This window comes from Variovorax sp. M-6, assembly GCF_052114385.1.
Classification (GTDB): Bacteria; Pseudomonadota; Gammaproteobacteria; order Burkholderiales; family Burkholderiaceae_C; genus Variovorax.
Genome location: NZ_JBFREQ010000020.1, coordinates 87,555 through 113,774, shown reverse-complemented (window position 1 = coordinate 113,774; position 26,220 = coordinate 87,555). Strand labels below are relative to the sequence as shown.

Below are 26,220 nucleotides of genomic sequence, written 5' to 3'. Positions count from 1 at the left end.
CTAGATAAAGAGAGCGCAAAAGACGGTCGTCCAGTTGACCTGATCGAGACGGAAACCTGCGTCTCCCATCTGTCGCCGGCACCACTCTTCAAAATTCTCCTGGTCCACTTCATCCGGAGAAATTTCCCATGCGGCTACGCGGTGCATCGCTTCACTGTAAGGGCCTGGGTTCTCAAGAAACCAATCAACGGCTTGATCGGTGGGTGTTCGGTCCGCGCGAATCGCCTGAGCCAGAACACTGAAATCTGCAGAGCCGGCGGTATTGTTGGTCGTGGAGGCCAACGCTTCGATGATCTGCACAATGGATGCCAGCACAAGACCCTCGCCTCCGGTGTGCGCGCGAAACTCTGCTATCAGATCGGGGTTGGGAAGCCGCAGTCCCCTCGCCGCGCTGTCGGACCATGGAATTTCCTTGCCGCCTTCCAGAACGAGCCGTTGAGGCGTATAGCACCAATCCGGCTTGACATCGTTGCTTACAAGCAGTGCTTTGGATTGCCCCGCCTCGACGCAATGCGCCAGGAGTTCGTTCCAGATGATGAGGTCGCCGCAATGGTTCTCTGGCTTGCCTGCATCCTCTCCGCCTGGAGAAAGGCGGAGCGCACTACGAGCGTCGAACTCCGCATGGGCTGCTCGGCCCAGGGCGTGAATGTCTGCGGAACGCGATCGCTCTGCAAGCAGGGTTTCGTAGAACTTCAGAAGCTCCATCCGATGACCTCGATCGCTCTTGGACACTGCCTCGCCGACGCGCAAAACGAAGTCCGTTGATGCGGTCAAGCGTCGTTCCAAGTCCACCTTGGAACTGCAGTTGAGCGAGGTCGCGGAACCGCTGTCCAGTGCGCGAGCTGCGCTTCCAATCAGTTCGTCGAAGACGACCTTTAGCTTGCGGGGAAGCCCTTTGTACGGATTAGAAATCTCCGGATTGCCGCTAAGTTGGTTGTATTCGTGCACGACCCAAGCCGGTACTGTCAGTCGATCGCCGAGCCAAAACAACCACTTCTGCCAAGCTGCAGACGCACTCTCATTTAGTCCGAAGCTCCAGATCAGAATATTTGTATCAAGGAAGATGGGGCATTCGCTGTCGAAAAGTGCGGCTTGGAGTTGGCGTGATGTCTCCGGTAGGGACGCGGCGGTTTGCTTTGGCCGAAGCCCGAAGCGGGAATTCTTGTCGGCGTGGCTTCTATTCAGTTTGTTCATATATTTTCGAACGCGTGACTCTCGGTTGATTCGGAAGAGCTCGAAGTGTCGCTGAATGACAGATCCGGCAGAAGGGCGAGGCCACGGTGAACCGCACTGAGTCATGCTTGCGCGGGAAATCTTCCCCGCCCACAGTGGTGGAGAGGAGGTGAGTCGACGCGACGTTCGGAGAGCCGTCCCGGGGGTTGATGGCGGCAGCGAAAAACGCTTCAAGCCACAAGGGACTTTGCTCAATGCCCAGGCCGTCGTGGAACTGGCTGCATCAATCGAGATCGCCTGCGATCACGCAATCAATTCGTATGGCGCCAGCACGGAAGCGTGGCGTTGTGCGTCGCGCGACTGCAGGTGCTGCGCAGAGGCGTCGACTGACAGAGGCGAACGCATCCTACTCGCAGGTCGGACATATTGCACAGTTCCTGCCTGATTGATCGCGAAGGCGCGCCCAGCCAGGACTCGACAACGCCATGACGCCCAGCTCATCACCTTCGGAGCCCCATGGCCGTCCTCCTCCCCGCCCTAAGCACCTGCGTTGCCCGCACGACCTCTCCGGCGAGCGCCGCCTCGCGGAGCGCCTGCAGCAGAAGCTCGATGGCGACTACCTGCTCTGGTTCGACGTGCCCATCGGCCCCAAGCAGTGCCACCCCGACTTCGTGGTGCTGCACCCGCGCCGTGGCCTGCTGATCCTGCAGACCAAGGACTGACGCCTCGACACCATCCAAGAGGCGAGCCGGGGCGACTGGCTGATCGCGCCCGACGGCGTGCCCAGCCCCATCGAGCAGGCCCGCCACCAGACGCTGCAGGTGGTCGATGCCCTCAAGCGCGACGCGCAGCTGATCGTTCACGAGGGCAAGCAGCTGGCGCTAAGCGCCGGCGGCGTTCAATCCGTTTGCTTCAGCGCTCGCCGCAAGGCGTCGCGCAGCTGCAGGTATTCGGCGTGGTCCTTGTCTTTCAGCAACGCGAGGTCGGACGCAATCCGCTCGAGTCGTTCCGCCGCGCCGTCGAGCTTCACCTTCTCGATCTCGTCCCACATCGTCATGAATTCCCCCAGCGGTTCGGTCTCGGGCGGCTTGGGGTGGGCATCGAACCTAGGTGATTTGCTGACTGAGAAGCGGCGTTTCGGTGATGCAGTTGCCGAGCAAAGCGACACGTGACGACCGGATCCCGAACTCAAAACCGATCGGGCCGCCAGCATCTAGTTTCCTCAGGCTGAAGACTCACCTCCTTGCGAGCGCATCGGCTGAGATGTCGTGCTCCACACCCTGTCCAGGTGCCTGACCAATGTGATACAAATTGATACGCCGGACCCCGGCGCTTTTTTTTGTCGCAAGGAACATCTCATGGTTTTCGGTTGGAACCGGCTCGGACAGTTTGCCCTGGTGGCATTCCTCCTCGCTCTTGGTGCCTGCGGCGGGGGCGACTCCGCTGACCTGCAGCGGTTTTTTCCGGTGACTCCCGCGCCGGGTGTGGCAAGCGTCCAGATCACCGATGACGCGCAAGGCGCGACGCGGCCGGCGCATGTCATGGCAACGTTCAGCGCGCGCGTCAGCCGCGTGACCACGGATTTCTTTGTGGTGGGGGGCACTTGCACCCAGGCGCCAGCACCTGTCATCTCACTCGATGAAGCGCGCATGGTGGTCACGGTGCGCTTGAGCGGCGGCAACTGCGAGGCCGGCCAGACCCTTACGCTCACGCTTGATCCCTCCAAAGCCACGCTGGAGAACGCGACATTGGGCAACGCCGCGATCTGGACGCGCAGCTTCGATATCTTGCCCACGAGCCAGAAGATCGGTGGCTCGATCCGCTCGTTGGTTGGCACCGTTGTGCTCAGCAACAGTGGAGGCGAGACACTGACGGTTTCGAGCAACGGCCTTTTCGTGTTCCCCACGGCAGTGAATCCGGGCAGTGCCTATGCCGTCACAGTGGCCACCCAGCCGGTTGGTCAGACCTGCTCGGTGAGCAGTGGCAGCGGGGTGGTGAACACCGCCCCCGTGGACAAGGTGGTCGTCGTTTGTGCGTTCGATGCCCACCAGGTCGGGGGTATGGTGTCGGGCTTGACGGGTGTCGTGGAGTTGCTCAACAACGGTGGTGACTTGTTGACGATCAACGCCAATGGGGCCTTTACCTTCCCTGCGCCCGTGGCCTATGGCTCTGGCTATGCCGTCACCGTCCGCACCCAGCCGATCGGCAAGACCTGCTCGGTCAGCAATGGCACCGGGACCATAGGGGGCCCTGTGGGCAACGTGGCGGTCGTGTGTGCAATCAACGCTTACAAGGTTGGGGGGACGGTCTCTGGCCTTGCGGGCACCTTGGAGCTGCTCGACAACGGCGTTGACTTGTTGACGATCAGCGCCGATGGCTCCTTCGCGTTTCCCGTTTCAGTGGCATTTGGCTCCCCATACGCTGTCACGATCAGTACACAGCCCCTCAACCAGACTTGCACCGTGACCAATGGCGCCGGGACGATGGGCGCAAGCAATATCACCGATGTCACGCTGGCATGTGCGACTTCAATCTTCTCCGCCGGCAATACTTACAACGGGACCTTCGGGGCCGGTGACGTGTTCACGGGCCCCATCGCCGGCCTGAGCGGTTCGACCTTCAATGGCAACGCGGCCGACCACGACGTGATGACCCTCACCACTGCCGGTACCGTCAGCATCAACAATGGCACGACAGGCGGCACGCTCTCCAATATCAAGGCGCTGAATCTTGCCAATGGCTCCAACGCCATCGGGTTTTCCAATGCGACCTCGGGCATCACCACGGTGGTTGGCGGCACCGGTGATGATGCGGTCAGCTTGGCCAACACAGGCAATACTTTTCTGGCTGGCACCGTCAACCTGGGCACGGGCAACAACAGCTTGACGCTGGAAAACAAGACCTACACGGGAGCTTTCACGTCGGGCACTGGCGTCAACGACACGCTGTATATGTTCAACGGCACCCATATCGCTGGTGCGACCGTGACAGGCTTCGAGAACCTGGTGCTTGCCAACAATGCGACGGTCACCATGACGCCGGCTCAGATTTCGCAGTTCACTGGCTCCGTCGCTGCGGCGGGCATTGAAACCGTCAATTTGGCGTCAGCTGGTGCTTTCACTGCGCTCCCGTCCATCGAGAATTACAACCTGGCCAACGGGACGAATAACTTCACATCGGCGGATTTCGCCGTGTCGGTCATGGGCGGCACCGGCGCTGACACTTTCAATTTCACTGCGAACCAATTCGTCAACTTCCTGAACTCGGTCGATGGTGGCAATGGCACGGACACACTGAGTATCGGTACGACTGCAACGCAGTCGATCGACCTCCGCACCAAGGTCAGCAACATTGAAATCATCAATGTGGCGGGCAGCACCGGAACCGCGGCCTTTACCAATGTCGATGGGGCGGGCGTCATCCTGAACTACACAAAGTCCATGGGCGATAACACCATCAAGTTGGGATCAGGCGGCCAGACCTTGAATTTGCTCGGCTCCAGCAGCGCAAGTACGACCATCACCGGCAGTCCCGGCGTCGACCAGATCAACCTTCAGACCAGTGGTTTGGGGTCAGAAACCATCATCGCGATGGGTCCTGATATGTCAAACAGGACCAGCGTGGACTTGGTGGGGAACTTCAACGCGACGGGCACCGACTACTTCAAGACCGGGGTTGCTGCGGCCACCGTAGGAACTTTTATCATCGGCTATGCGGCCACTGCCGATTATCTGAGCACCATTGGCAGCGGACTGTCGATCGTGCTGAACAATACTGGGCAAAGCTACCTCATCACCATCCAGACGGGCTCGGCTGCTGGTACCTACTTGTTCCAGAACACAGGGAGCGACACCAGTCAATTCGACAATGCTGACTTTTTCGTGCAGCTGACTGGCACCGTTGGAACGATCACAAACGGCAATTTGATCCCGTAAACCAGGGCCCAAGAGCTGGCGCAGCCAAGCTCCTCCCCGCCCCGGCGACGAGGTGCTCGAGGAAATTAGCGAACTCATGGTCACCGAATCCTCGACTCAAGGCGTCGGTCTTCGTGGTCTGGGTGGGGAACTCACGATGTGGCGACGCACTGTTTGACGACGAACGGCGCCGGGTCCGTGCCGAAGAAGGCGTTCGTGCAAGCCACCGTCCCCGTGACTGTCCGCTGCACCCAGCGCGTATCGGCGCCGTAGCTGACCATGGTGGCGGTCGACACAGTGAAAGTACCTCCTTCGACGGCCAGAGTTGGCCCTGTGGGCGGAGGCGGTGGCGGCGGTGGCGGCGGTGGCGGAGTGCCTGCCGGCGCCACGCAGGATTTCAGCGTGCCCGGCGCCGGGTCCGTGCCGAAGAAGGCGTTCGTGCAGGACGCCGTCCCCGTGACTGTCTTCTGCACCCAGCGCGTGTCGGCGCCATAGCTGACCATGATGGCGGTCGCCACGGTGAAAGTACCTCCTTCGACGGCCAGCGTTGGCCCTGTGGGCGGAGGCGGCGGCGGAGGAGGCGGCGGCGGCGGCGGAGTGCCTGCCGGCGCCATGCAGGATTTCAGCGTGCCCGGCGCCGGGTCCGTGCCGAAGAAGGCGTTCGTGCAGGACGCCGTCCCCGTGACTGTCTTCTGCACCCAGCGCGTATCGGCGCCGTAGCTGACGACGGTCGCAGTCGCCACCGTGAAGGTGCCCCCTTCCACGGCCAAGGTCACCCCGGGTGGTGGCGGGGTCACAGTCCCGGTGTCCGCAACACAGGACTTGTAAACGAACGGTGCCGGGTCGGTGCCGAAGAACGCGTTGCTGCAGGTGCCGGTGCCGGTCACCATCTTCGTGATCCAGCGCAAACCGGCACCGTAGCTGACCAGCGTCGCGTTGGCCATGTTGAAGCTATTGCCCTCAGCGGCCACCGTCTTGTCGCTGGTCGGAGTCTGGGGCCCCAACGTGACGCCGGAAGCCAGGGGCGAAAGAACATAGCAGCCCTTGGCGATGCTCGGAGCCGGGTTGGCGCCGAAGAACTCGTTCCTGCAACTCACGGTGCCTGAGAAGGTCTTGGTCACCACGTCGCTGCCGCTGCCGTACTGAACGAGCGTTGCCGACGGCAGCATCAGCGACTGGCCTTGCTGCGCGACTTGGGTCCAACTGGAGTTCACGTTCAGGATCTTGGCAACCGAAGGCACGCCGGCACTGTCGATCACAAACAGCATGTAGTAACCGTTGGGAAGGGCGTTCGGGCTCTCATTGAACTGGATGTTGACGTTCGTGTCGCCGGGCGCCTGCGTGAACGGCAGTTCCAGGAAACTCTGCCCGAAGTTGATCGAGTGCGTCACGGAGCCGGTATGCACCAGCGTGACGCGCTGGATCGGCAGGGACGACGCAACCGTGATTCCGACGCTGGAGCCCAGATTCACCACGGCCGGCGCCGTGTTGATGATCGGGCGCGTAGCGGGTTGGCCGGTACTGTCGAACAGATAGGGCGGCGAATAGACTTCTGCGTTGAGGTTCACGACGGGGCCGGGCGAGCCGCCGCCCGCCGATAGCACCGTGGCGTCAGGAAGCAGCAGCGCGTTCGAGTGGTAGAGGCGCGGCTTCTGCGCCGCCGCGCCGACAGTCCACTGATTCGTGCCCGGATCCCAGATCATGGCTTTGAAGGCGGTGTCGACCAGTTGGTTGTCCGTCGCGGAGCCGCCGGTGACCAGCACCTTGCCGTCCGGCAGCACGGTTGCGTTGCCCCAGACGCGGTTCGCTCCCGGCCCTGTCACGGCCGTAGCCACGGGCGTGTCGCCGTTGACGTTGAGCACCACCGCGTTGCCGTCGTCCGCTATCAGGAGAACCTTGCCGCGGTCGTAGACGGCCCACGGCAACATCCAGTTGATCGTCTTCGGCAGCGTTCCGATCTGCGTCATGCTTTGGCTGCCGATGTCGATGCTGTACAGCTTGTCTGCACTGGCGACCAGCACCTTTCCATTCGGGGCCAGGAAGGCGCGCGGATATACGAAGTCGGCCGGCCAGCTCGTGATCCCCGCGAGGCGCGTCCAGCTTCCCGGCCCCTGCGCCGGCGTGTAGATCTCGGGGATGGGCGAGCCCGAGCCCGTGATGTCGATGCCGGCGAGCGTCAGTACCCGCCCGTTGGCCAGGGGGACTACCGTGGCGTACCAGCGCGCAAAAGACATCGGCGGACCGGCAGTGATCTGGCTGTTGGACGGATCGAAGAGATTGACGTCCGGCACTCCAAAGTTGACCCGGTTCGGGTCGACCCCCCGGCTGTCGCCACCGGCCAGCAGCACCCGTCCCGCAGGCAGCACCGTTTGCGCCGAGCAAAACATGTCGGTGACGGGGGAGACCGTCTTCAGAAGCAGGCTGTGCGCGTTGGTGGCCGGCGTCCACACGTCATAACACATGGCACCCTGACACAGAGCACCCTGCGCACCGCTCTGGTCGCTGCCATAGCTCATCACCTTGCCGTCGGGCGTCAACACCATATGGATGGCGTTGATCGGCCAGGTCGTGGACATCGACCATTGGCCGACAGTGTTGGGCGCGGGCGCGGGCGCGGGGGCGGGCGCGGGCGCGCCGGCCGCTGCCCCGCTGGGCTGCACGCTGCCGCTCGCCGTGCTGGGCCGCAGGCTGCCGGTCGTGCTTCCGCGGTCGATGGGCGCCGGATGGTCTTTTTCGTTCGCTCTTTGCGCGGCGATCTCGGCGGGCGTCGTGACCTTGTGCAATGCGCTCTTCGGTGGGGGCGCTGGCTCGATGGGCGGCAACGGGGAGGCTGCTCCTGCCCCAGTGATTGACGCCGCGGCGTCGGGGGCGCCGGCTGCCGCGCCGGTACCCGTAGCGGACGCGGATCCTTGGGGGCCCGTACCGACAGCCGCGGTGCCGGTGACCCCGCTGCCGTCGCCGCCGCAAGCTGCCAATACCAAGGGGACGCACACGGCAACCCACCTGAACTCAGGGAGATCGACCGGATGATTGCGCATGGCATGACCTCCTTGAGGCTCTTAGCATTATCGCAATGAGTCCAGCTTTGCGCACAAGGCGGCGGTCGTGAAACGGGTGCCCGAATCCCCAATTCTGTGGATGCGATGCCGTTCAGGTGGCCGCAGGCAGACCGCTGCCGTGGCCCAGCAAGACCGATGACTAGGCCGGCACCTTCGTCAAGCAGCCAGGCGCGCTGCCAGCTGCCGCGCGGTTCGCGCGCTGGCGCCCTTGCCGGTCATCGCCAGCGCCGGGGGGTGGGCCAGCATCCGCTCGAAGACCGCCCGCACTTCTTCCGCGCCGATGTCATCGATCATTGCCATCGCATCGGCCATCGGCGTCACGGTGCCGCTGGCGAAGAGCTCTTCGACGGCCTGCTCCATCGCTGCGTAGGTCCGCTCCCCTGCGCGCACGCGGGACACGATCAGCTGGTTCTTCGCCCGCTCCAGGTGCACCGGATCGATGGTGGTGGCCTGCGCACGCAGCAGGCCGCCCGTCGCCGTCACGAGCGCGTCCAGCTTGTCCGGAGTCGTGACCGCATGCACCACGAAGTTGGCCCAGACGTCCCCGCTGTCCATCGTGGAATCGGCCGTGTAGGCCAGGCCGAGCCGCTCCCGGACGGTGTCGACCAGGGGCGCCGACATCCCGCCTCCAAACAGGTTGGCCGCAATCGTTGCCGCAAGGCGCCAGCGCTGCTGCGACATCTCCTCCTGCCGCGCGGGCGCCAGCGGGTAGGCCATGTTCAGGAACACCTGCGACACCTGCGTGAAGCGCCGGGCCATGGCCTGACCGACATACTTCGCGGGCGCCGGCTGTCGCGACACGGCCAGGTCGGCCGACGGGGGCATCGCTGCAAAGAGTTCCCCGGCGAGCGCCACCCAGGCTTCGACGTCGAAGTTCCCGGCCGCCGCGACGACGGTCTTTTCCGCGACGTAGTGGGACTGCACGTGGCGAACCAGGTCGTGCCGGGTAAAGCCTTCGATGTTGCCGACGGTGCCGATCACGGGCATGCCCATCGGGTCGTCGCCCCAGATCGCGCGGTCGAGCAATTCGCTGGAGCTGTCCTCCGGATCCTCCTCGTACTCGATGGCCTCCTGGCGGATCACTTCCAGCTCGCGCTGCAATTCATTGTCGGGAAATGTGCTGTTCAAGACGATGTCGGCCGTCATGCGCAGCAGCTGCTCCGCGTGCCGGCCCAGGCCGGTCATGAAGTAGCCGGTGGTGTCCTTGCCGGTGAACGCGTTGACGTCCGCGCCCAGCCGCTCCGCATCCATGTTGATGGCCTGGACGGAGCGGGTGGTGGTCCCCTTGAACGCCATGTGCTCCAGCACATGGCCGATGCCGTTGGTGGCCGGCGTCTCGTCCCGGGAGCCGACGCGCAGGAACACGCCCACACTGGCGCTCTGCACATGGGGAAGGTGAATGGCGAGCAGCCTCACCCCGTTGGGAAGCGTGTGGAGGGCCGTGGTGGTGCGCTCCGCCTGCAGTTGGACCATGGCTCAGTGGCCTTCCGGCTGTTGCAGGCTGAGGCCGATGTCTGCCGAGATGCGCTTGTCGTGAGTCATGGGTGCATTGTCGCTGGGCCCGCGGGTCACTTTGCCCTACGATGCGCACTGGCAACGAGGAGTCGACGATGCGGATGATCAATTGTTCATTTGCCGCGATCGCCCTGCTTGCAGGATGCGCAGCACCCAACACGCCGGAGGCCGGGTACAGCCCGCAAGTTGTGACCGGCGCTGCGCCAGCGCAAACGCAAGCTGCGCCGGTCGCATACATGCCTGCTTCCAGGCCTACCGGTCGGGACACCTACAACGCCGAGAAGCTCGCCAAGAACCGAGCCTGCGCGGCCCAGCCCTTGGCAAGCCTCAGTGCCAAGGGCCCCGGCTTCGAGACCTACACCGTGCCCTGCAGCAATGGCCGCTCCATCTCGATCCGTTGCGAGTTCGGCAACTGCAGGGTGCTCCAATGAGTGACGCGCTGCAGCACGCTGTCATGCCGAAAGACTCACGCGGCCGGGTCTTCGTGCTTGACCTACGAACTTGGCCGGGGCAGAGACGGGAAGATCCACATCGGCGAGGTTGATATTCAGCATCGGCTTCGGTAGCGAGCGGCCAGCGATGAAGAGATCACCAAGTCGCCTGAGTGCGAGCGAGAAATTCGTGCCGGCTATGAGAAGAGCAAGGCGGCAACGACGCGGGCGATTTCGCGGTTGATTGTGGTCAACGCTGCGAAGCATTGACCTGGGCTTGTCTGCGGCCGCAGGATTCCTCATCGCTCGGAAGTTTCCAGGCGCGTTCCAGGCGCGAACCTTGGCTGGCCTTCACCCCCTCGCCTCGGAGCCGTGACACACTGCTCAGTCCGTCGCATCCGACCGACACGGGGAGTGCCAATGAGCTCTATGGTCTTCAGATTGATCCTGTTTCTGGGCGTCGCGTCAATCTCCGTTGCTCTGTTTGCGTTGCCACGTAGTGATCTTGCGGTGACCTTTGCGGCGGGAACTGTGACCTTCGCTGTGTGGGTTTTCATCGTGATCCCAATCATGGAAATCGGCCGAGCGAAGGAAGCAGGGCTTGAGGAATACTTCTTTGGCGCGAGGGCGCAGATCGTCGCCCTCGGGTGTCTACTCGTCGGAGCTTCGATCTCCGTGGCAGCCTACTTTTCAAGCAGCATGCCGCTCACCGCGGCAGGGACCAGCTTGTTTCTTTGTGGGCCGCTCATTCTTGCCAGCGCGTACCGAAAGCCGGACGAACGTCCAGTGGTTGACCTCGCCTGCCATGGGCTCGACCAAAAAAAGCCGATGAACCTTGGTGAGCACGCAGTTCGTCGAAGCACTGCTTGGCGGCATTGAGCATAGGGTCTACGCTTGACGCGCGAAGACCCCCTCCATCAGGCGCCCGCCTCGTCGCGGCGAAATTCGAAGGAGTACATGCCGTCTGCCTCGGTCGGCCCCGCGATGCAGCGCCAGCGCATGCGCTCGAAGAATCGTCTGGCGGGTTCGTTGTCCGGCATCACGTAGGCTCGCCAGCAGGAGACGCCCGTGAAGAGTGAATCCCGAAGAAGGGCATCAATGACCTGCAACCCGATTCCTCGCCGCTTCAGTCCAGGCTTGACGGCGATGTCGGTGATCACATGGAATGGATGTTCCGCCGTCGGTGAACAGAGGCCAACCACGGCGACCAGTTCCTCGCCCGCGAGAAAGCTGATCTGATGCCCGGCGGTATCCGTCAACACATGGTGCAACCACACGTCATCCATTGGGCCGAGTTGCTTGTTCAGCCAAGGATCGTCGAACCAGGTGTGATATTCATCGAAATCATGTTTATTGAAATGCCTGGAACGCATGGGCACTTCCTCTCTATCGCGAATGCAGATTTTGAAATGAGGCCGGAGTTGACGATTGGTGTCAGCCAAGCCGTGCCGTTTCAGCAAAGCGCTCTTCAGCCATCGCCCTCAGCACCGCGCGTTGAATCTTCGTTCCGTTGGCTCCCTGAGTGGTCGGAAATTCATCGATCACCCACACGCGAGCAGGAACCTTGAACGCGGCCATGCAGCCCGCCGCGTGGGCGATGACATCGGCTTCGGTCACCGCCGCTCCTGTTTGCGCGAGCACGAAGGCGACGCAGCGGATCTGGCCATCGATGCGAGCGGCGACAACCTGCGCCTCAGCCACGCCCGGGCACGCTGCCAGTGTCGTTTCGATCTCGGTCGGACTGACAAGGAAGCCCGCCAATCGGATGGCATCGCCCCTTCGCGTTTGGTAGACGAATGTTCCGTCTGTACGCAAGCAACCGATGTCCCCCGTGCGGAAGAAGCCATCTGCGTCGACTGCGCTGCGGGTCGCCTCGTCGTCGTTGAAATAGCCGACAAAGCTGGTGTCCGCGCGTATCTCAATCTCGCCGCTGGCTTGCGGTGCCAACAACTCGGAGGTGTCGACATCGCGGATCCGGATCTGTGCCCACTCGCCGGAAGCCGGACGGCCCCCGCCTTGTATCAGCTGCTCCGGCGGCAATGTGGTTGGCTGCATGGCAAAGAGTGCCTGCACTTCGCTCGATCCATACAGGCCGGTCAGCGGAAATCCCCGCTCCCGGGCCGGCAGCGCGAACTCCTCGGCGCTGTAGCTGAATGAACTGAATCCGAGCGTCCGGATCGACGGCAACGAGCGATGGTCGGACACGTGATCGAAGAGGCGCGCGTACATCTCGTCGCTGCCGAACACATGCGTCAACCCATGTCGCCGGATCAGCTCGACGGCAAGGGGGGCGTCGAATGTATCCATGAAGCAGGTTGGAGCGCCGGCGGCAAATGCCGCCATGGCCGCGTTGAAACCGAACACGCCGCAAAAGGGCAGGGCGCCCAGCAGTCGAGCGCCCTGTTCCTCGAACCCGTAGGCGCCTGCAGCGCGCCGGCTGTGCAGCAGGATGGTGCGCTGCGTGTGCATGACGAGCTTCGGGCCACTGGTTGTCCCCGAGGTGGTGAAGAGCATGGCCAGTGCATCGGGGTCGAGTGGTGCGGGCGGTGCCGCACCGGTGTGCCGCGCAGGGTCGAAGGCGACGGTCGGTTTGCCGAGAATCAGCGGCGGCAGCTCGCTGGCGTCCCCCAGAACGGCAACGCGTTGCAGCGAGCGGACGGCGTCGGGATTGACGTCCCGAAGCACCTCGGGGAAGTCAATCTTTCTGAAGCCGAGCTCGAGCACCAACATGCGCGCGCCGGACTTCTGCAGGATGTGCTCGAGTTCGCTGGCGCGGTAGCGCGTGTTGACGGCCACCAAGCTCGCGCCCACGCGCGCTGCGGCAAACACCAGCGCGAGCCACTCGACGCGATTGACCAGCCAGACCGCGATTCGATCGCCCTTGCCGATGCCTTGTGCAGAAAGCCACGAAGCGGTTTGGCGGCACAAGCCATCGAAGTCGGAAAACCGGATCTCCCTGCCGTCCTCGATGAAGGCGATCGCGTTCGGCCGCGTGGCCACATGGCTCGCCAGCAGCTCCGAAAATGTCAGCAACGGGGTCACCTCAGTACAGCTCCATCAATGTGGCGTTGTCGGTCAGTTCCTCCGGACGCGTCTGGCGGATGATGGCACCGGACTTCATGACGATGACGCGATCCGAAATCTTGAGCGCTTCCTTGACGTTCTGTTCCACCAAGAGGATCGACATGCCCGTTTGCTGTTGCAACTGGCGAATGGGGCGCATCAGATCCTGAAACAGCTTGGGTGCCAGGCCGATGGAGGGCTCGTCCATCAGCAGGCAACGCGGCCGGCTCAACAGGGCGCGACAGATCGACACCATTTGCTGTTGTCCGCCCGAGAGCGTGCCGGCTCGGCGGTGGTAGAAGTCGCGCACCGCCGGCAGGATCGACAGCACCCAATCGAGGCGCTCGGCGCGCTGGCTCTTCGGAACGCCGGCGGCCCACATCCCGAGCTTCAGTGTCTCGGCGACCGTGAGCCCCGGAAATATGCCACGCCCTTCCGGCATCAGGGAGATGCCTGCGGCAGCCAGTGCCCGCGGCTCAGGAGACGAGACGAGGCGGCCATCGACCAGGAACCGCCCGGCCTGGCAGGGCACGAGGCCGAACAGCGATTTGAGCAACGTCGACTTGCCGGCGCCGTTGTGGCCTATCAGGCACAGCACTTCATTCCTGCGCAGTTGAAAATCGAGACCGTCGAGCACGGGTCTTCCGCCATAGCCGACGACCAGGCCTTGGGCGAGCCAGAAATAGCTGTTCATGTGGTTTGTTCGCCGAAGTAGATGGCAGCGAGTTGTGGATCTCCAAGCACGGCGGCAGGTTCACCATCGGCCAGTAGACGCCCCTGATCCAGGAATGCGATGCGGTCCGAGATGCCAACCACGATGTCGAGGTTGTGCTCGATGATGCACACAGTGACGCCCTTTGAAACCTCGCTGCGCAGCAGTTCCAGGAAGCGCTCGTAGGAACCACGGTCGAGACCCGAGGCGGGTTCGTCGAGCAGCCAGATCTGCGCGTCGGACGCCATGACACGCGCCATGCTCAAGAACTTGCGCTCGGCGTAGGAGAGGTCGATGGCGCGTGTCCGCGCCTTGTCGCTGAGGCCGACCCTTTCGAGAATCGCCCCCACCCTGTCCTTTCGATCGCGACGCATGGCGGCATCGCCGGGTTGCCACAGCCACGCGCTACGCTCCATGACCACCTGTACGTTTTCTTCGACGCTCATGTGATCGAACAGGCGCAGGTCCTGAAACGTACGCGCAATGCCCAGCCGGGCAATTTGCCAGTGCTTTCTTCCGATGATCGATTGCCCGATCCAGCGGATGTCGCCACTGTCCGGCGCCAGGTGGCCGGTGATGAGATTGAACAAGGTGGTCTTGCCCGCGCCGTTGGGTCCCACCAAGGTCGTGACGATCCCCGCACGCAAGTCGAGGCTGACATCGTTGGTGACGTGGAGGCCGCCAAAACTCTTCCTGAGATGACGAATCTCGAGCAGCACGCGCCCATCCGCCGCACTCATTGCTTGGCTCCGTGACTGCCAACGATGCCACCCGGCCGAAAGATCATCAGCAGGACCATCGCCATGCCATAGATGATCTGCTGGATCGAACCGATTTCGGTCTGGGGCAGAAAGGAGATGTAGCTCGAAAAGCTGGGTATCAGCATCAGCAACAGGGCACCGACGATGGGCCCGAGCACGGTTCCGGTCCCACCGATGATCACCATCGCCATCAGCAGCACCGAGGTGTCGAGCGTGAAGCTCTCGACATTGATGAAGCTGAGATAGAACGCATACAGCACGCCCGCCACGGCGGCCAAGGACGACGACACGGCAACCGCCAGTGTCTTGATGGCGGCCACGTTCTTTCCAAAGGCGCAGGCTGCCGATTCGCTGTCCCGAATCGCTTTGAGGTTGCGTCCGAAACTTGATCGCAACAGCGTGCTGGTCGCCGCGATGATGAGGGCAAGAATGAGCACCGTCACCGTCAGGAACTCGGCCTGACCGGTGAGTTCGTGGCCGAACAGGCTTGCGGGCGGTATGCCGATCATGCCACCGATGCCGCCCGTGACCGATTTCCATTCGGAGAAGACGGTGGCGCCCAGCACCTGGAGTCCGAGCGATGCGGCGACAAAATACTCTCCGCGCACCCGCAGGGCGGGCAGCGCGAGCGCCAGCGACAACACCCCCGCGATCAGCATCGCCACCGGCAGGGCCACCAACAGCGAAGAACTGACATGCAGCGCGCAGTACGCAGCGGCATATCCCCCCACGCCGAAGAAGATCGCGTGCGCGAGCGAGAAGATCCCCGCGTACCCCATGATGAAGTTCAGCGTGATGGCCAGGGCTGCGTTGATACAGACCAGGATGGCCAGATTCAACAGGTAGTTGAGCACGTTTGACCTCAGGAAGTGATGGCGCGGCCGAAGAATCCGGATGGCCGGAACATGATGAAGAGGAACAGCACGATGAAGGTCACGGCCTCGCTCCATTGGGGGGCGAACAGCCATAGGGCCAGGCTTTCGGCCAATCCGAGCAGGAGGCCTGCGCACGCGGCGCCGCGCAGGCTCCCGATGCCGCCGACGATGGTGGCTGCGAGGCTGATGAGCATCAGGTGATGCCCCATCGCCGGGTTCAGCCCCGAAGAGGCCGCCGTGAGGATGGCCGCAGGTACCACCAGCAAGGAGCCCAGCGCGAACACGATGGTCGACAACCGGCGAGGGCTCATTCCATAGGCACGCACCAGATCCGGGTTGTCCGACAGCGCGCGCAGCGCCATGCCGACATGGGTGCGCATGAGGAACAACTGCAGGCCGACGAAGAAACCGATGCCGCAGAGTATGGACAGGCCTGTCAGCGGCGACACGATCAGGCCAGCGCCGATGTCGACGCCACGACTCAGCGGCGTCGAGACGGAAATGAATGCCCGGCCGAAGATCATGCCGATGACGTTCTGCACCACGATCCCTACGCCGAATGCGGCCACGAAGACCGTGAAGAACGAGCCTTCGTGTCGCTGGATGGGCGCGTAGACCAGGCGGTCCAGCAGGACGCCGAAGACAACGGCAGCCGCTGTGGAACCAGCGACGGCTGGCGCCCAGTGCAAGTCGGCGGTGGTGTACAGGAAATGGAAGACGTACCCCGCAATGGTGAGGGTGGCGCCGTGCGCGAAGTGGAAGATCCGGGTCGAGCCGAAGATCAACGAAAAGCCGACCGCGGTCAGCGCGTACAAGGCCCCGAGCTGAAGTCCGTTGGCGAAGAGCTGGAGAAACATCGGGAGGCCCTGTTCGCGCTATTTCGCGCGCACGATCTCGACCTGCTTGCCGACGCCGATGCCATCCATTTCGTTGATCTGAATCGGCGTGACCACGGTGCCGTTGGGTTCGAACGAAACCTTGCCCCCTACGAAATCGAAAGTCTTGACGGCAAGGCGATCAGCTTGCAGGTTCTCGCCGCTCAACGGCTTCCCCTGCTTTTGCAGGTTTGCGGCGAGTTGGGCGAACAGTCGTACCGCGTTGTAGTAGTTGGCCGCATAGCCGCTGGGAGCCTTTCCGTATTTCTTCCTGTAGTCGTCGAAGAAGCGCTTGGTCGCCGGGTCGTTGGAGTTCCAGTCGATGTGTTGGCTGGTGTAGAGAGAGCCCTTCGCTTCGGGCAAGGTCTGAATCTCGGGTACGGAGAAGGACGAGTAGCTGGCAATGGGCTGGGTGACGCCGTTGTCGCGCAGCTGCTTGATGAGTTGGTACTGCTGCGATCCGTAGGACGCCAGATAGATGGCATCGGACCTGGTCTCGCGCACCTTTGCGGCGATGCCTCCGAACTGCTGCAGCGAGGCCGGTACTGACAGCGCCTCGGTCAGCGTGCCGCCGCTGGCGGGCAGCGCGGCTTCGAGCTCCTTGCGAACCGACTGGCCCAATGGGTCGTCGACGTAGATCAGCGCGATCCGCTTGAGACCTCGAACCTTGACCATGTGAGGAACGCTGGCGCGCACTTCGAAGTTGGCCAGTGGGATCACATTCCAGAAGTAGGGACCGAGTTCTGCAAGGTCAGGGCCGACGCCACCGCCATTGACCGAGACTGTCCTGGTGCGTTGGCCCACCGTGGAGATTGCCTTGGAGACGCCGGTGAACGCGCTCAAGACATAAGGAACCTTGTCGACGCTGACCAGCTTGTTCATCGCGATCACGCCCCGCTGCGGCAACGCCTGGCTGTCTTCATAGACGATGGACAGTTTGCCTTTCAGCATCTGGTCGGCATTGACATGCTCAACCGCGAGATTGGCGCCCGAAGAAAAAAGATCCCCGTAGCTGGCGTTGGGTCCGCTGAGTGGAAAGATGGCACCGATCTTGATGTCCTGCGCATGGGTCGCTGCGCCCGTCAAGAATGCGATGCACAGCAAGCCTCTGCCGATCAGGCAATTGAGTTTTTTCATTTCTCTCCCTCAAGAAAACGTCGCAAAAATGTGAATCACTCTTGCGACAACGTCGGTAGATTGGCCGCACCGTTTTCGCGGCGCAATCAGTCTTCTTGAAGGAGAGCATTCGAAATCCAGAAAGCGGGGATAACCCCGTGAAATGATTTCGAGAACTTCAGGGCTTTGTTAACGGATTGACATCAGGGAGGATGCTGCGCATCCACAGGTGTCCCAAGAGCGTGCCCACCCCATCGAGCAGGGCTGCCACCAGACGCTGCAGGTGGTCGTGCGCATCCGGCATGATGGCGACCCGTCACCGGGAGCCCCCCATGGAAAAGATCGATCTCAAGAAAGAACTGAAGCATCTCTACCTACCTTCCGCCAAGGCGGTGGTTCAGGTCGATGTTCCGAGCTTCAGGTTCCTCATGGTCGACGGTCGGGGCGACCCCAACACGTCGCAGGCGCATGCGCAGGCCGTAGAGGCCTTGTTCTCCGTCTCCTATACCGCCAAGTTCATGGTCAAGAAGGGGCCGCAGGCGATCGACTATGCCGTCATGCCGCTCGAAGGCCTCTGGTGGGCCGATGACATGTCCGTCTTCGTCGCCGATGACAAGGCGAAATGGAGCTGGACGATGATGATCATGCAGCCGGACTTCGTCGCGGACGAAGTCGTCGAAGCGGCCATCGCCGAAGTGCGACGGAAGAAGGCGTTGCCGGCGATCGACAAGCTCCGGCTGGAGAGCCTTTCGGAGGGGACGTGCGCTCAGGTCCTGCACGTCGGGCCGTTCTCGGAGGAAGGCCCCACGGTGGAACGACTGCACGATTTCATCGATGCGCGAAGCGGTCGGGCCGGCAAGCATCACGAGATCTACTTGAGCGACATTCGGCGAGCCGATCCCAGGAAGTGGAGAACGATCATTCGCCAGCCGATGAAATGATGACCGCTCGATTGCCCAACGACCCGTAGGAGGAGATGCAGTTGTTTTAGGCGCCACGCGAGCGACTTCGCGGCTCATCGTGGCCAATCCGGTGCCGGCGTGACCGGCGATGGATTGCGACCCCTAGAGCTGCGCCGAAAGCAGGCTGGCGAGGTGCTCCATCAGCTTCTCGCCCATCGGCCGATCGCGCCAGGCTTCCAGGGTCAGGCGCCGGGAGTGGCCGAGGTCGACCTCGAACTGCGCGGTTTGAGCCCTTGCGAAGGCCTCGTCGTAGATGTTGAGGTTGGCTTCGTCATTGAGCCGGAAGGATCGGTTGTCGAAGTTGGTAGAGCCCACCGACACGAGCAGTCCGTCCACGGTGAACACCTTGCAGTGAAACATCGTCGGCTGGTATTCGCTCATCTGCGCGCCCGCTTCGAGCAGGGGCCCCCATGCCGCCCGCGAGGCGCCTCGGACGGTCTGCGAGTCCATGATGGGCCCGGGCGTGATGATGCGCACGCGGACTCCGCGCTGCAGCGCGGCCACCAAGGCATCGACGGTCAGGTCGTCCGGCACGAAGTACGCGCTCGACAGGTCGATCGTTCGAGTCGCCGCCGCGATCGACAGCAGGTACATCAGGTGCATGCTTTCGCTGCCACCCGAGGGCGAACTGCTGAACATCTGCGCGCGCCCGCCAGGCAAGGCTTCGATGGCTGGAAAGTAGCGTTTCCCATGGAGCACATCGCCCGTGACCTTGATCCAGTTGTCCATGAAGACGGCCTGCATCTGGGCGACGACCGGCCCTTCGACCTTGAAATGGGAATCGCGCCAGTGCTCGGCATCCTGTGCCCGACCGGTCCATGCCGGCGCGATGCCGACGCCGCCGGTGAACCCGATCCGACCATCGACCACCAGCAGCTTGCGGTGCGTGCGGTTGTTCATGCGGGCGAAGTCGTACCAGTCGGGCTTGTGGAACTTGCGGATTTCCACGCCAGCGGCCTCCATCTCCCGGATGAAAGTCTCGTCCACCTTGGCGCTGCCCATCCAGTCCAGCAGCACATGCACCTTGACGCCGGCGCGAGCCCTTTCGGCCAACGCATCGGCGAACGCCTTGCCTATGTCGCCGGACCAGTAGATGTAGGTCTCGAAAGTGATGCTCTCTCGTGCGCCGCGGATGGCGGCCAGCATCGGAGGAAAGATCTGGTCCCCGTTGTAGAGCGCCTCGAAGCGGTTGCCGTCGGTGATGGGAGGCCCGAGCATGACCCCCAGCGCACGCTGGTACTGCGGGTCGTGGAGCGCGTATTCGCGTCGCACCTGCTCGCTGAGCTTCTTCTCGCCGCTGGTGAGGTTCAGCAGCAGGAACGTCCCAGCGAGGGTCAGCGCAAATGTCCACCCCACTGCCTTGAGATTGCGGCCCTTCATGACCCGGGAGCTTGGCCCTTCCGAGGCGCGCATTCCGTCGGCGATGCGACCCATCGGATGTAGGCAGGAAGCCGGACTTCCCGGTCACCGACTATGCGATGACCGGGACCAACGACGCACAGCCGGCGAACCCTTTGAGATCAGCCAATTCATCCAGGATCGGACATTCCGGCCGGTGGTCACCCCCGCAGCAGTGGGCCAAGCGCTCCAGCAGGTGCTTCATGCGCTCGAGCTCCTCGATCCGCTGGGCAAGGTCGTCTGCGCGTGCGAGCGCGACGCGCTTCACATCGAAGCTCGCGCGACGCCCGTCCCTCCACAGTGCGAGCAGCTCGACGACCTCCGGGGTTTCGAATCCCAGGGCGTATGCCCTCCGTGCAAAGCGCAATGTGGATACCGCTCGCGCGTCATAGGGACGGCTGCTCACATCGATGTTCGCCATGCCGCCAAGCAGCCCCAGAGACTCGCAATCGTGCAGCAGTTGCGAAGATGCGCCGGAGCGCGCAACGACTTCGGCGAGGGTCAAGCGCTCCGCCGTGGCAGGCGCCATATCGTCTTCCATGGAGATCTCCTTTCAGCTAAAGGGCAAAGTCTCCACGTTCACACGATTGGAAAGTCAAGGGGCTCAGGCCGCCTGCACGGCCACGAGCCACAGCTGCGCGCCTTGCCGTGGCGTCGAGGCCCAGGTCACGTTGTAGGTACCGGCCGCGCCGACCTGCCTGACGGCAACGGCGCACTGCACCAATGCACCGGATTCCAGTACCGAATCGACCACCGTGAACCCGTTGTCGGGCACGGCCGTCTTGTCCAGCTCGACACCCGCGTCGCCCCACCACCATGCGACGAGCAGGGCAGGGCCGGTGGTGGTGACACTGGCGCTGGTCGAGGGCTGATCCGTCAGCACCTCGCGCCACTGCACATCGCGCACGAAGCCACCACCGGTGATCTCGACAACGCTCAGGGTCGTCTCGTCGCTGGCTTTGGGCTTTGCCGTGGTGACCACGTGGCCGCCCCTGCCCCGGGCCTGCTTGCAGGCAAACAAGGCCGTCCCCGAGCTTGGCCAGAGGGTGTAGATATGCGCCACATCGAGCTGGACGAAGGAGTTCCCCCCGTTGTCCGTCGGCGCGATGGAAGAAAGCAAACCCCGCCCCACGCAGGCCAACAGGGTGCTTCCGGTCGCGCGCGTGGACATGCCGGACGTGGACAGCGATGAGGACGACACGCCGTCACGGTTGAAGGCGATCGCGTGGGCGCCGAGGGCTGGCGCCGCTGCGGCAGGTGCGGGTGCAGGTGGAGAAGCAGCGCGTGCTGTCTGGACGCCCGAGCCTGCGTCACAGGCCGCGAGCGTTGCACTCCCGGATGCCATGCTGGCCGCCGCGAACGTCCACATGCGGCGCAACAGGCCGCGGCGCTCGTTGATCGGCGCAAATGGCGCACAGTCGGAGGGTTCGTTCATGCGGGCACCGGGATGTCTTCATCAATATAGTCGTCAAGGGGCCTTCGATGCATCGCTTTGACATCATGGAGCCGGAACATAAAGTTCCGCCGAGTTCAGGAGGCCGCCTGAAGCGACGCCGCCTGCGATCAGAACCTTGCCATCCGTAAGTCGCGTCGCAATATGGCCGAGGCGTGCCTCGCCCATCGAACCTCCGGCTGTCCATTGGCCAGTGGTGGAGTCGTAGAGTTCCAAGGTACTCAAGTAGCTGCCGCCACCGTCGTTGGTTCCACCCGCGAAAAGAACCATGCCGTTGGATAGCAGCGTCGCGGAGTGAAGAAATCGAGTTCCGCTCATTGCCCCGGTAGCCGTCCATTGGCCTGTCGATGGGTCGTAGAGTTCTGCGGTATTCAGTGATTGGAGAACCTGAGAGGATCCTCCTGCGGTCAGAACCTTGCCGTTGGGCAGTAGCGTTGCACTGTGCCCACTGCGCTTGTCGATCATTGATCCGGTCGCCGACCAACTGCCAGAGACAGGATCGTAGAGTTCCGCCGTTGCCAGAGCGTGACCAGTCGCCCCCCCGAAAACGAGAACCTTGCCGTTCGGCAACAGCGTTGCCATGTGACCTGCGCGTGCATCGCTCAACGAACCGGTGACCGTCCACTGGCCTGTCGATGGGTCGTAGAGTTCAGCCGTGCTTGCGCCTGAACCGGATTGGTCGCCACTGGTGACAAGCACCTTGCCATTGAGCAGCAATGTTGCCGTATGGCCATAGCGAGCGACGTTTGTCGAGCCTGTGACTGTCCACTGGCCGGTGACCGGGTCGTACAACTCCGCGGTGCTCAAGGCTCTCGGAGCCACTGGATTGGTATAGATGCCGCCTACGACAARCACCCTTCCGTCAGCGAGCGGCGTCAAGGCGTGGCTGGAGCGGGGGTCGCGCATGGATCCCGTCGCCGTCCATTGGCCGGTAGCCATGTCGTACAACTCTGCGGTATTCGTGGGCGGGCCATAGGACGTGTTCGTATAGCCACCTCCCACAACCATGACCCTGCCGTCTGAAAGCAGGGCACTGACGGAGGCCGTTCGAAGGAGGTTCATCGAACCGGTAGGCACGATCGACCCAGTCGCCACCACCGTGATGTACACGGTCGAAGAGGCAGAGCCCGCCGCATTGCTACCCGTGACGACGTAGCTGGTGGCAGCCTGGACGGATTGAGGCGTCCCGCTGATGGCGCCGCTGATCGCATTCAGGCTCAGTCCGGACGGCAAAGCGGGCACCACGCCAAAGCGGGTGATGGCTCCTCCGGTACTCACCGGCAGGTTGGGCATGATCGTCTGGCCGACGCCGTACAGGGCACGCTGCTCGCGGTAACCAAGTGATGCTGGCGCCGGCGTTGTCGACTCCACCGAGAGGCCGAGAACAACACTGCTCGAGCCGGCGCTGTTGCTGACAGTCACGGTGTAGTTCGTGCGCGGGCTCAGCAGCGTGGGAGTGCCGCTGATGACGCCCGTGACCGGATCGAGTTTGATGCCGCTCGGCAGGCTCGGCGTCACTGTGATTTGGGTGAAGGCGCCACCGTCGGCAGTGGGCACATTGGGCACCATGGCCTGCCCGATGCGATAGATGGGCGCTTCGTCCGCATAGTGCAGATTGGCAGGCGCCATCACGCGCTGCGAGATCTCGATTCGCACCCCGGCCGTGGCCGAGCCGGAGGCGTTGCGGCCGGTGACGGTGAAAAGAATGGCATTCGAGGGTGCCTGTGGCGTGCCGCTGATGACGCCGCTCGTCGCATTGATCGCCAGTCCGGCCGGCAGTGCGGGCTCGATGGTGTAGCGGTCGATGGCCCCGCCGCTGTGAGCCGGCGTGTTGGGCGCGATCGCCGCGCCGACCGGATAAACCACCGAGTCACGCGCGTAGTGAAGTCCCTCAGGCGGTGAGGGGACGTCCTTCGGGGTTTGCGGGGTGCTGTCTGTTGTGGAGCCCGCCGCCGGTGCGGGATGTGCAGCAGGTGCAGCAGCGGGTTGGACTGCCGGCAAATAGCCGCTGCCACCGCCGCCGCCGCCTCCTCCACATCCGACGATCGCCAGCGCAAGGATGGCGACGGCGGATACAAGTCTCAAGCCCTTCATGAGTCTCCTCGAGTTCTTCGTGTTGTGTTTCCACCGTCCCTCAACGGCGGGGTCGCTGCTCGACCGTGCGCAAAGATACAGGCCGTCGCATTATTTGGCAACAAAAGTATTAGTTTTTGACAAACGGCAGGCCGCCTGCACGCAATCTGCCCCATTCGTCCGGGTCGAAGCATCACGGTTTGAACGCCATGCGTCGACCGTGCGCCGCTCGAACAAAGCGACCGCTACCGCATCGCCTTCCCCAATCAGCCCGTTGCCTGCGTCTTGACCCAGTCCCTGAACGCTTCGCACTTGGGCGGGAGCTCGGCGCGCGGATAAACCAGGTACCAGGTGATATTGCTGGGAATCGGCCGGGGAAAAGGAATCACCAGCTCCTTGCTGCGCAACAGGTCCATGCTCATCGAGGGGCGCCCGAGCACCACGCCCATGCCTGCGCAGGCGGCCTCGATCGCCACGACGTGGGAATCGAACTGGTGCCCGCGCGCCATCAGCTCCAAGGAGGGCTCGCGCTCGCCCGGCTGGCGCGTCTCCCTGAACCAGCGCGGCCAGTCTTCGGGCGACACGGTGCTGTGCAGCAGGCGGAAGCGCAACAACTCGTCGGGCTGCTTCAGCGAACCGCGCTTGAGCAGCCGCGGATGCAGCATGGGGACCATGTCGGCGGTCGTGATCGGCTCGAAGTGGTACTGCGGATCGTGCTCGTAGGCACGGATCGCCATGTCGCAGCTCTCGTACAGGGTCGCCTTCGTGGGGGTCACCGAGAGGATATTCAGGTCGATCCAGGGATGCCTCAGGGCGAAATCCGGCAGGCGCGGCGCGAGCCAGCGCATCGCGAAACTGGGCTGGACGGCCAAGGTCAACGTGGTGCCGGCACCGGGGCCGCGGAGGTCGTCCGTCGCCGTCTGGATCGTGTCGAATGCACTTTTCAGCGCAGGCAGCAAGGTTCGCCCCTGCTGGGTCAGTTCGAGGCCGGACCGCGCACGCCTGAACACATCGCAGCCGAGCCAGGCTTCCAGGCTCTTCACCTGCTGGCTGATCGCTGCCGGCGTGACGTGCAATTCCTCCGCCGCGCGCGCAAAGCTGCGCAGCCGCGCTGCGGACTCGAAGCTTCGAAGCGCCCGCAGGGGCGGCAGCGTCCGGTTGAGTTGCATGGATGGATGGATGAGTGGGTGGCCCCGGGGCCAAGAGAAGCTGGGTCAGGCCTTAGAAATTCTAATCATAGATAGCTGTGACGATAGATTTTCAGCTGCAAGAATTCGACGAAGACTCACGCTTGAATGGACGGGCTTTTCGATGAACTACGGCATTTCGCAACAGGACCATATCGCGTGCACGGCGGCCATCCAGCGCTTCTCGGCCTACGTGGATGCAGGCCGCTACGACGAAGCGGCCGCACTCTTTGCCCAGGACGGCGTGATGCAGCGCCCGCAGGAACGCATCGAAGGGCGCGATGCGCTGCGTCAGTCGTTCCAGTCGCGCCCCGCGCACCGGCTGACGCGCCATGTCCTCAGCAATCTGGTGCTCGATCCCGTCGACGACAACACCGTTCGCGCGCTGAGCTACGTGTGCGTCTTCCGCCATCTCGGCACACCCGGGGAGCCTGTGCGCCTGCCCGTCCAGGCACGCATTCCGGAGACGCTGGCCGAGTACATCGACGAACTGGTGCGGGTCGACGGGGCATGGCTCATCGGCCGTCGCACGGTTCGACCGGTCTTCGACACGTTCTGAGCCGCTGTCGCCACGAGGCACCAGGCAGCGCGGCAGACGCCCCCACCCCCAAGGAGATCCGATGACACGCTTCATCTTCGGCCGCGGCAAGGCCGCGGCCCTGCAAGTATGGGTCCGCACCTGCCTGGCCGCGGCGGCGGCATTCAGCGCGACGGCCGTGCTCGCGGCCGACCTCACCCAGCCGTCGGGCTGGCCTTCCAGGCCCCTGCGCGTGGTGATCGCATACCCGCCAGCCGGCGGCGTCGACCTCGCGGCACGCGTCGTCGGCCAGCGCCTGGCCATCCGTCTGGGCCAGCCGGTCGTGGCAGACAACCAACCCGGCGCGCTCGGCACCATCGCCGCCAGCTTCGTCGCGCGCGCGGCGCCGGACGGCTACACCTTGCTGGCCGCCACCAACCCGGAGCTGACGATCGTTCGGCATTTGCGCAAGTCCCTGCCCTACGATCCCGACACCGACCTGGTGCCGCTGCTGAGAACCGCGCAGGCGCCGATGGTGCTCGTGGTGCGCGGCGGGGACGAGGTCAACGGCAGCGCCCGTGCCCTGCTCGAACGCGCCCGCGCGGCGCCGGACCGCATCGCCTACGCCACGCCCGGCATGGGCACGCCCATGCACCTGATCATGGAAGGCATCGCCAAGGAATCGGGCGTGCGCTTCAACCATGTGCCGTACAACGGTGGCGCGCGAGCCATGGTCGACCTCATGGGCGGTCAGGTGGATGCGCTCGCCATTACGCTGCCCACTGTGGCCGGACCCTTGCGGACAGGCGCGCTGAAGGCACTGGCCGTGCTGCAGGCCGAGCGCAGCGCGTTGCTGCCCGACGTACCCACCTGGAAGGAAGCCAGCGGCGTGGACATCGCGGATCTGCCGACCATCTGGTTCGGGTGGTTCATGCCGGCGCACGCGCCGCCAGCATTGCGCACGCGACTGTCCAGCGAGCTGGCCGCGGTCATGCAGGACACCGGGGTCCAGGATGCGCTTCGCCGTGCCGGACTGGAACCCAAGCCGCTGGCCGGCGCGCCCTTCGCGCAAGAACTCAAGCGCGAATCCGCGTTCTTCGAGCGCGCCGCACGTCCTTTCGCCGAACGTTGATGGA

At 63.4% G+C, this 26,220-nt stretch carries 22 protein-coding genes and 1 pseudogene; 7 read left to right on the top strand and 16 right to left on the bottom strand.

The genetic code is table 11. The features are described 5' to 3' along the window. Positions 1–1,194 (bottom strand): PIN-like domain-containing protein, encoded by a 1,194-nt coding sequence (locus AB4Z46_RS21710; RefSeq protein ID WP_442285606.1) that lies wholly within the window; start codon positions 1,192–1,194, stop codon positions 1–3. A 495-nt stretch (positions 1,195–1,689) separates the two neighbouring features. Here AB4Z46_RS21710 and AB4Z46_RS21705 point away from each other — a divergent pair. After that, positions 1,690–2,042: pseudogene (locus AB4Z46_RS21705) on the top strand (nuclease-related domain-containing protein); the annotation flags it as partial. Between the two features lie 29 nt (positions 2,043–2,071). On the opposite strand, the gene AB4Z46_RS21700 reads toward AB4Z46_RS21705, so the two are convergent. Next, on the bottom strand, positions 2,072–2,386 hold the full coding sequence (locus AB4Z46_RS21700) for a hypothetical protein (protein ID WP_442285623.1): 315 nt from the start codon (positions 2,384–2,386) through the stop codon (positions 2,072–2,074). 55 nt (positions 2,387–2,441) lie between these two features. On the opposite strand from AB4Z46_RS21700, the gene AB4Z46_RS21695 reads away from it, so the two are divergent. After that, complete coding sequence (locus AB4Z46_RS21695; protein ID WP_442285605.1) at positions 2,442–5,108, top strand: beta strand repeat-containing protein; 2,667 nt, start codon at positions 2,442–2,444, stop codon at positions 5,106–5,108. A gap of 131 nt (positions 5,109–5,239) precedes the next feature. Here the strand turns inward: AB4Z46_RS21695 and AB4Z46_RS21690 are convergent, their stop codons facing one another. Then, the gene (locus AB4Z46_RS21690; protein WP_442285604.1) at positions 5,240–7,870 is read right to left on the bottom strand and encodes a galactose oxidase-like domain-containing protein; all 2,631 of its coding nucleotides are present in this window, start codon (positions 7,868–7,870) and stop codon (positions 5,240–5,242) included. Between the two features lie 432 nt (positions 7,871–8,302). Further along, positions 8,303–9,619 carry a M16 family metallopeptidase gene (locus AB4Z46_RS21685; protein WP_442285603.1) on the bottom strand — a complete coding sequence of 439 codons (1,317 nt, stop codon included), beginning with the start codon at positions 9,617–9,619 and terminating at the stop codon, positions 8,303–8,305. Between the two features lie 137 nt (positions 9,620–9,756). Here AB4Z46_RS21685 and AB4Z46_RS21680 point away from each other — a divergent pair, with 137 nt between their 5' ends. Both AB4Z46_RS21680 and AB4Z46_RS21675 read left to right on the top strand, forming a co-directional pair. Further along, positions 9,757–10,092, top strand: coding sequence for a hypothetical protein (locus tag AB4Z46_RS21680; protein ID WP_442285602.1), 336 nt, complete (start codon positions 9,757–9,759; stop codon positions 10,090–10,092). Positions 10,093–10,512: 420 nt separating this feature from the next. Further along, complete coding sequence (locus AB4Z46_RS21675) at positions 10,513–10,971, top strand: hypothetical protein (protein ID WP_442285601.1); 459 nt, start codon at positions 10,513–10,515, stop codon at positions 10,969–10,971. Positions 10,972–11,009: 38 nt separating this feature from the next. Here AB4Z46_RS21675 and AB4Z46_RS21670 read toward each other — a convergent pair whose 3' ends face one another. The 7 genes from AB4Z46_RS21670 to AB4Z46_RS21640 all read right to left on the bottom strand — a co-directional run bounded on the left by AB4Z46_RS21670 (position 11,010) and on the right by AB4Z46_RS21640 (position 17,515). After that, a complete protein-coding gene (locus AB4Z46_RS21670; protein WP_442285600.1) occupies positions 11,010–11,465 on the bottom strand; it encodes a GNAT family N-acetyltransferase in 456 nt (151 codons plus the stop codon). A gap of 61 nt (positions 11,466–11,526) precedes the next feature. Then, a complete protein-coding gene (locus AB4Z46_RS21665; RefSeq protein WP_442285599.1) occupies positions 11,527–13,134 on the bottom strand; it encodes an AMP-binding protein in 1,608 nt (535 codons plus the stop codon). A 1-nt stretch (position 13,135) separates the two neighbouring features. Next, a complete protein-coding gene (locus tag AB4Z46_RS21660; protein WP_442285598.1) occupies positions 13,136–13,849 on the bottom strand; it encodes an ABC transporter ATP-binding protein in 714 nt (237 codons plus the stop codon). Continuing rightward, positions 13,846–14,607 (bottom strand): ABC transporter ATP-binding protein, encoded by a 762-nt coding sequence (locus tag AB4Z46_RS21655; RefSeq protein WP_442285597.1) that lies wholly within the window; start codon positions 14,605–14,607, stop codon positions 13,846–13,848. Before AB4Z46_RS21655 ends, AB4Z46_RS21660 begins: the two co-directional genes overlap by 4 nt. Beyond that, on the bottom strand, positions 14,604–15,482 hold the full coding sequence (locus AB4Z46_RS21650; protein WP_442285596.1) for a branched-chain amino acid ABC transporter permease: 879 nt from the start codon (positions 15,480–15,482) through the stop codon (positions 14,604–14,606). The genes AB4Z46_RS21655 and AB4Z46_RS21650 overlap by 4 nt, the downstream gene beginning before the upstream one ends. Before the next feature lie 8 nt (positions 15,483–15,490). Then, complete coding sequence (locus tag AB4Z46_RS21645) at positions 15,491–16,360, bottom strand: branched-chain amino acid ABC transporter permease (protein ID WP_442285595.1); 870 nt, start codon at positions 16,358–16,360, stop codon at positions 15,491–15,493. Positions 16,361–16,378: 18 nt separating this feature from the next. Then, the gene (locus AB4Z46_RS21640) at positions 16,379–17,515 is read right to left on the bottom strand and encodes an ABC transporter substrate-binding protein (RefSeq protein ID WP_442285594.1); all 1,137 of its coding nucleotides are present in this window, start codon (positions 17,513–17,515) and stop codon (positions 16,379–16,381) included. Positions 17,516–17,826: 311 nt separating this feature from the next. On the opposite strand from AB4Z46_RS21640, the gene AB4Z46_RS21635 reads away from it, so the two are divergent. Then, positions 17,827–18,435, top strand: a complete 609-nt coding sequence (locus AB4Z46_RS21635; RefSeq protein ID WP_442285593.1) for a GyrI-like domain-containing protein — start codon at positions 17,827–17,829, stop codon at positions 18,433–18,435. Positions 18,436–18,558: 123 nt separating this feature from the next. Here the strand turns inward: AB4Z46_RS21635 and AB4Z46_RS21630 are convergent, their stop codons facing one another. The 5 genes from AB4Z46_RS21630 to AB4Z46_RS21610 all read right to left on the bottom strand — a co-directional run bounded on the left by AB4Z46_RS21630 (position 18,559) and on the right by AB4Z46_RS21610 (position 24,549). After that, complete coding sequence (locus tag AB4Z46_RS21630; RefSeq protein ID WP_442285592.1) at positions 18,559–19,836, bottom strand: phospholipase D-like domain-containing protein; 1,278 nt, start codon at positions 19,834–19,836, stop codon at positions 18,559–18,561. Between the two features lie 91 nt (positions 19,837–19,927). Continuing rightward, on the bottom strand, positions 19,928–20,395 hold the full coding sequence (locus AB4Z46_RS21625; RefSeq protein WP_442285591.1) for a MerR family DNA-binding protein: 468 nt from the start codon (positions 20,393–20,395) through the stop codon (positions 19,928–19,930). Between the two features lie 63 nt (positions 20,396–20,458). After that, entirely contained in the window at positions 20,459–21,289 is an 831-nt protein-coding gene (locus AB4Z46_RS21620; RefSeq protein ID WP_442285590.1) for a hypothetical protein, read from the bottom strand. 63 nt (positions 21,290–21,352) lie between these two features. Next, positions 21,353–23,401 (bottom strand): kelch repeat-containing protein, encoded by a 2,049-nt coding sequence (locus AB4Z46_RS21615; RefSeq protein ID WP_442285589.1) that lies wholly within the window; start codon positions 23,399–23,401, stop codon positions 21,353–21,355. 245 nt (positions 23,402–23,646) lie between these two features. After that, positions 23,647–24,549, bottom strand: a complete 903-nt coding sequence (locus tag AB4Z46_RS21610; protein ID WP_442285588.1) for a LysR substrate-binding domain-containing protein — start codon at positions 24,547–24,549, stop codon at positions 23,647–23,649. 142 nt (positions 24,550–24,691) lie between these two features. On the opposite strand from AB4Z46_RS21610, the gene AB4Z46_RS21605 reads away from it, so the two are divergent. Beyond that, on the top strand, positions 24,692–25,126 hold the full coding sequence (locus AB4Z46_RS21605; RefSeq protein ID WP_442285587.1) for a nuclear transport factor 2 family protein: 435 nt from the start codon (positions 24,692–24,694) through the stop codon (positions 25,124–25,126). Positions 25,127–25,187: 61 nt separating this feature from the next. After that, entirely contained in the window at positions 25,188–26,216 is a 1,029-nt protein-coding gene (locus AB4Z46_RS21600) for a tripartite tricarboxylate transporter substrate binding protein (RefSeq protein WP_442285586.1), read from the top strand. The last annotated feature ends 4 nt before the right edge of the window (positions 26,217–26,220 follow it).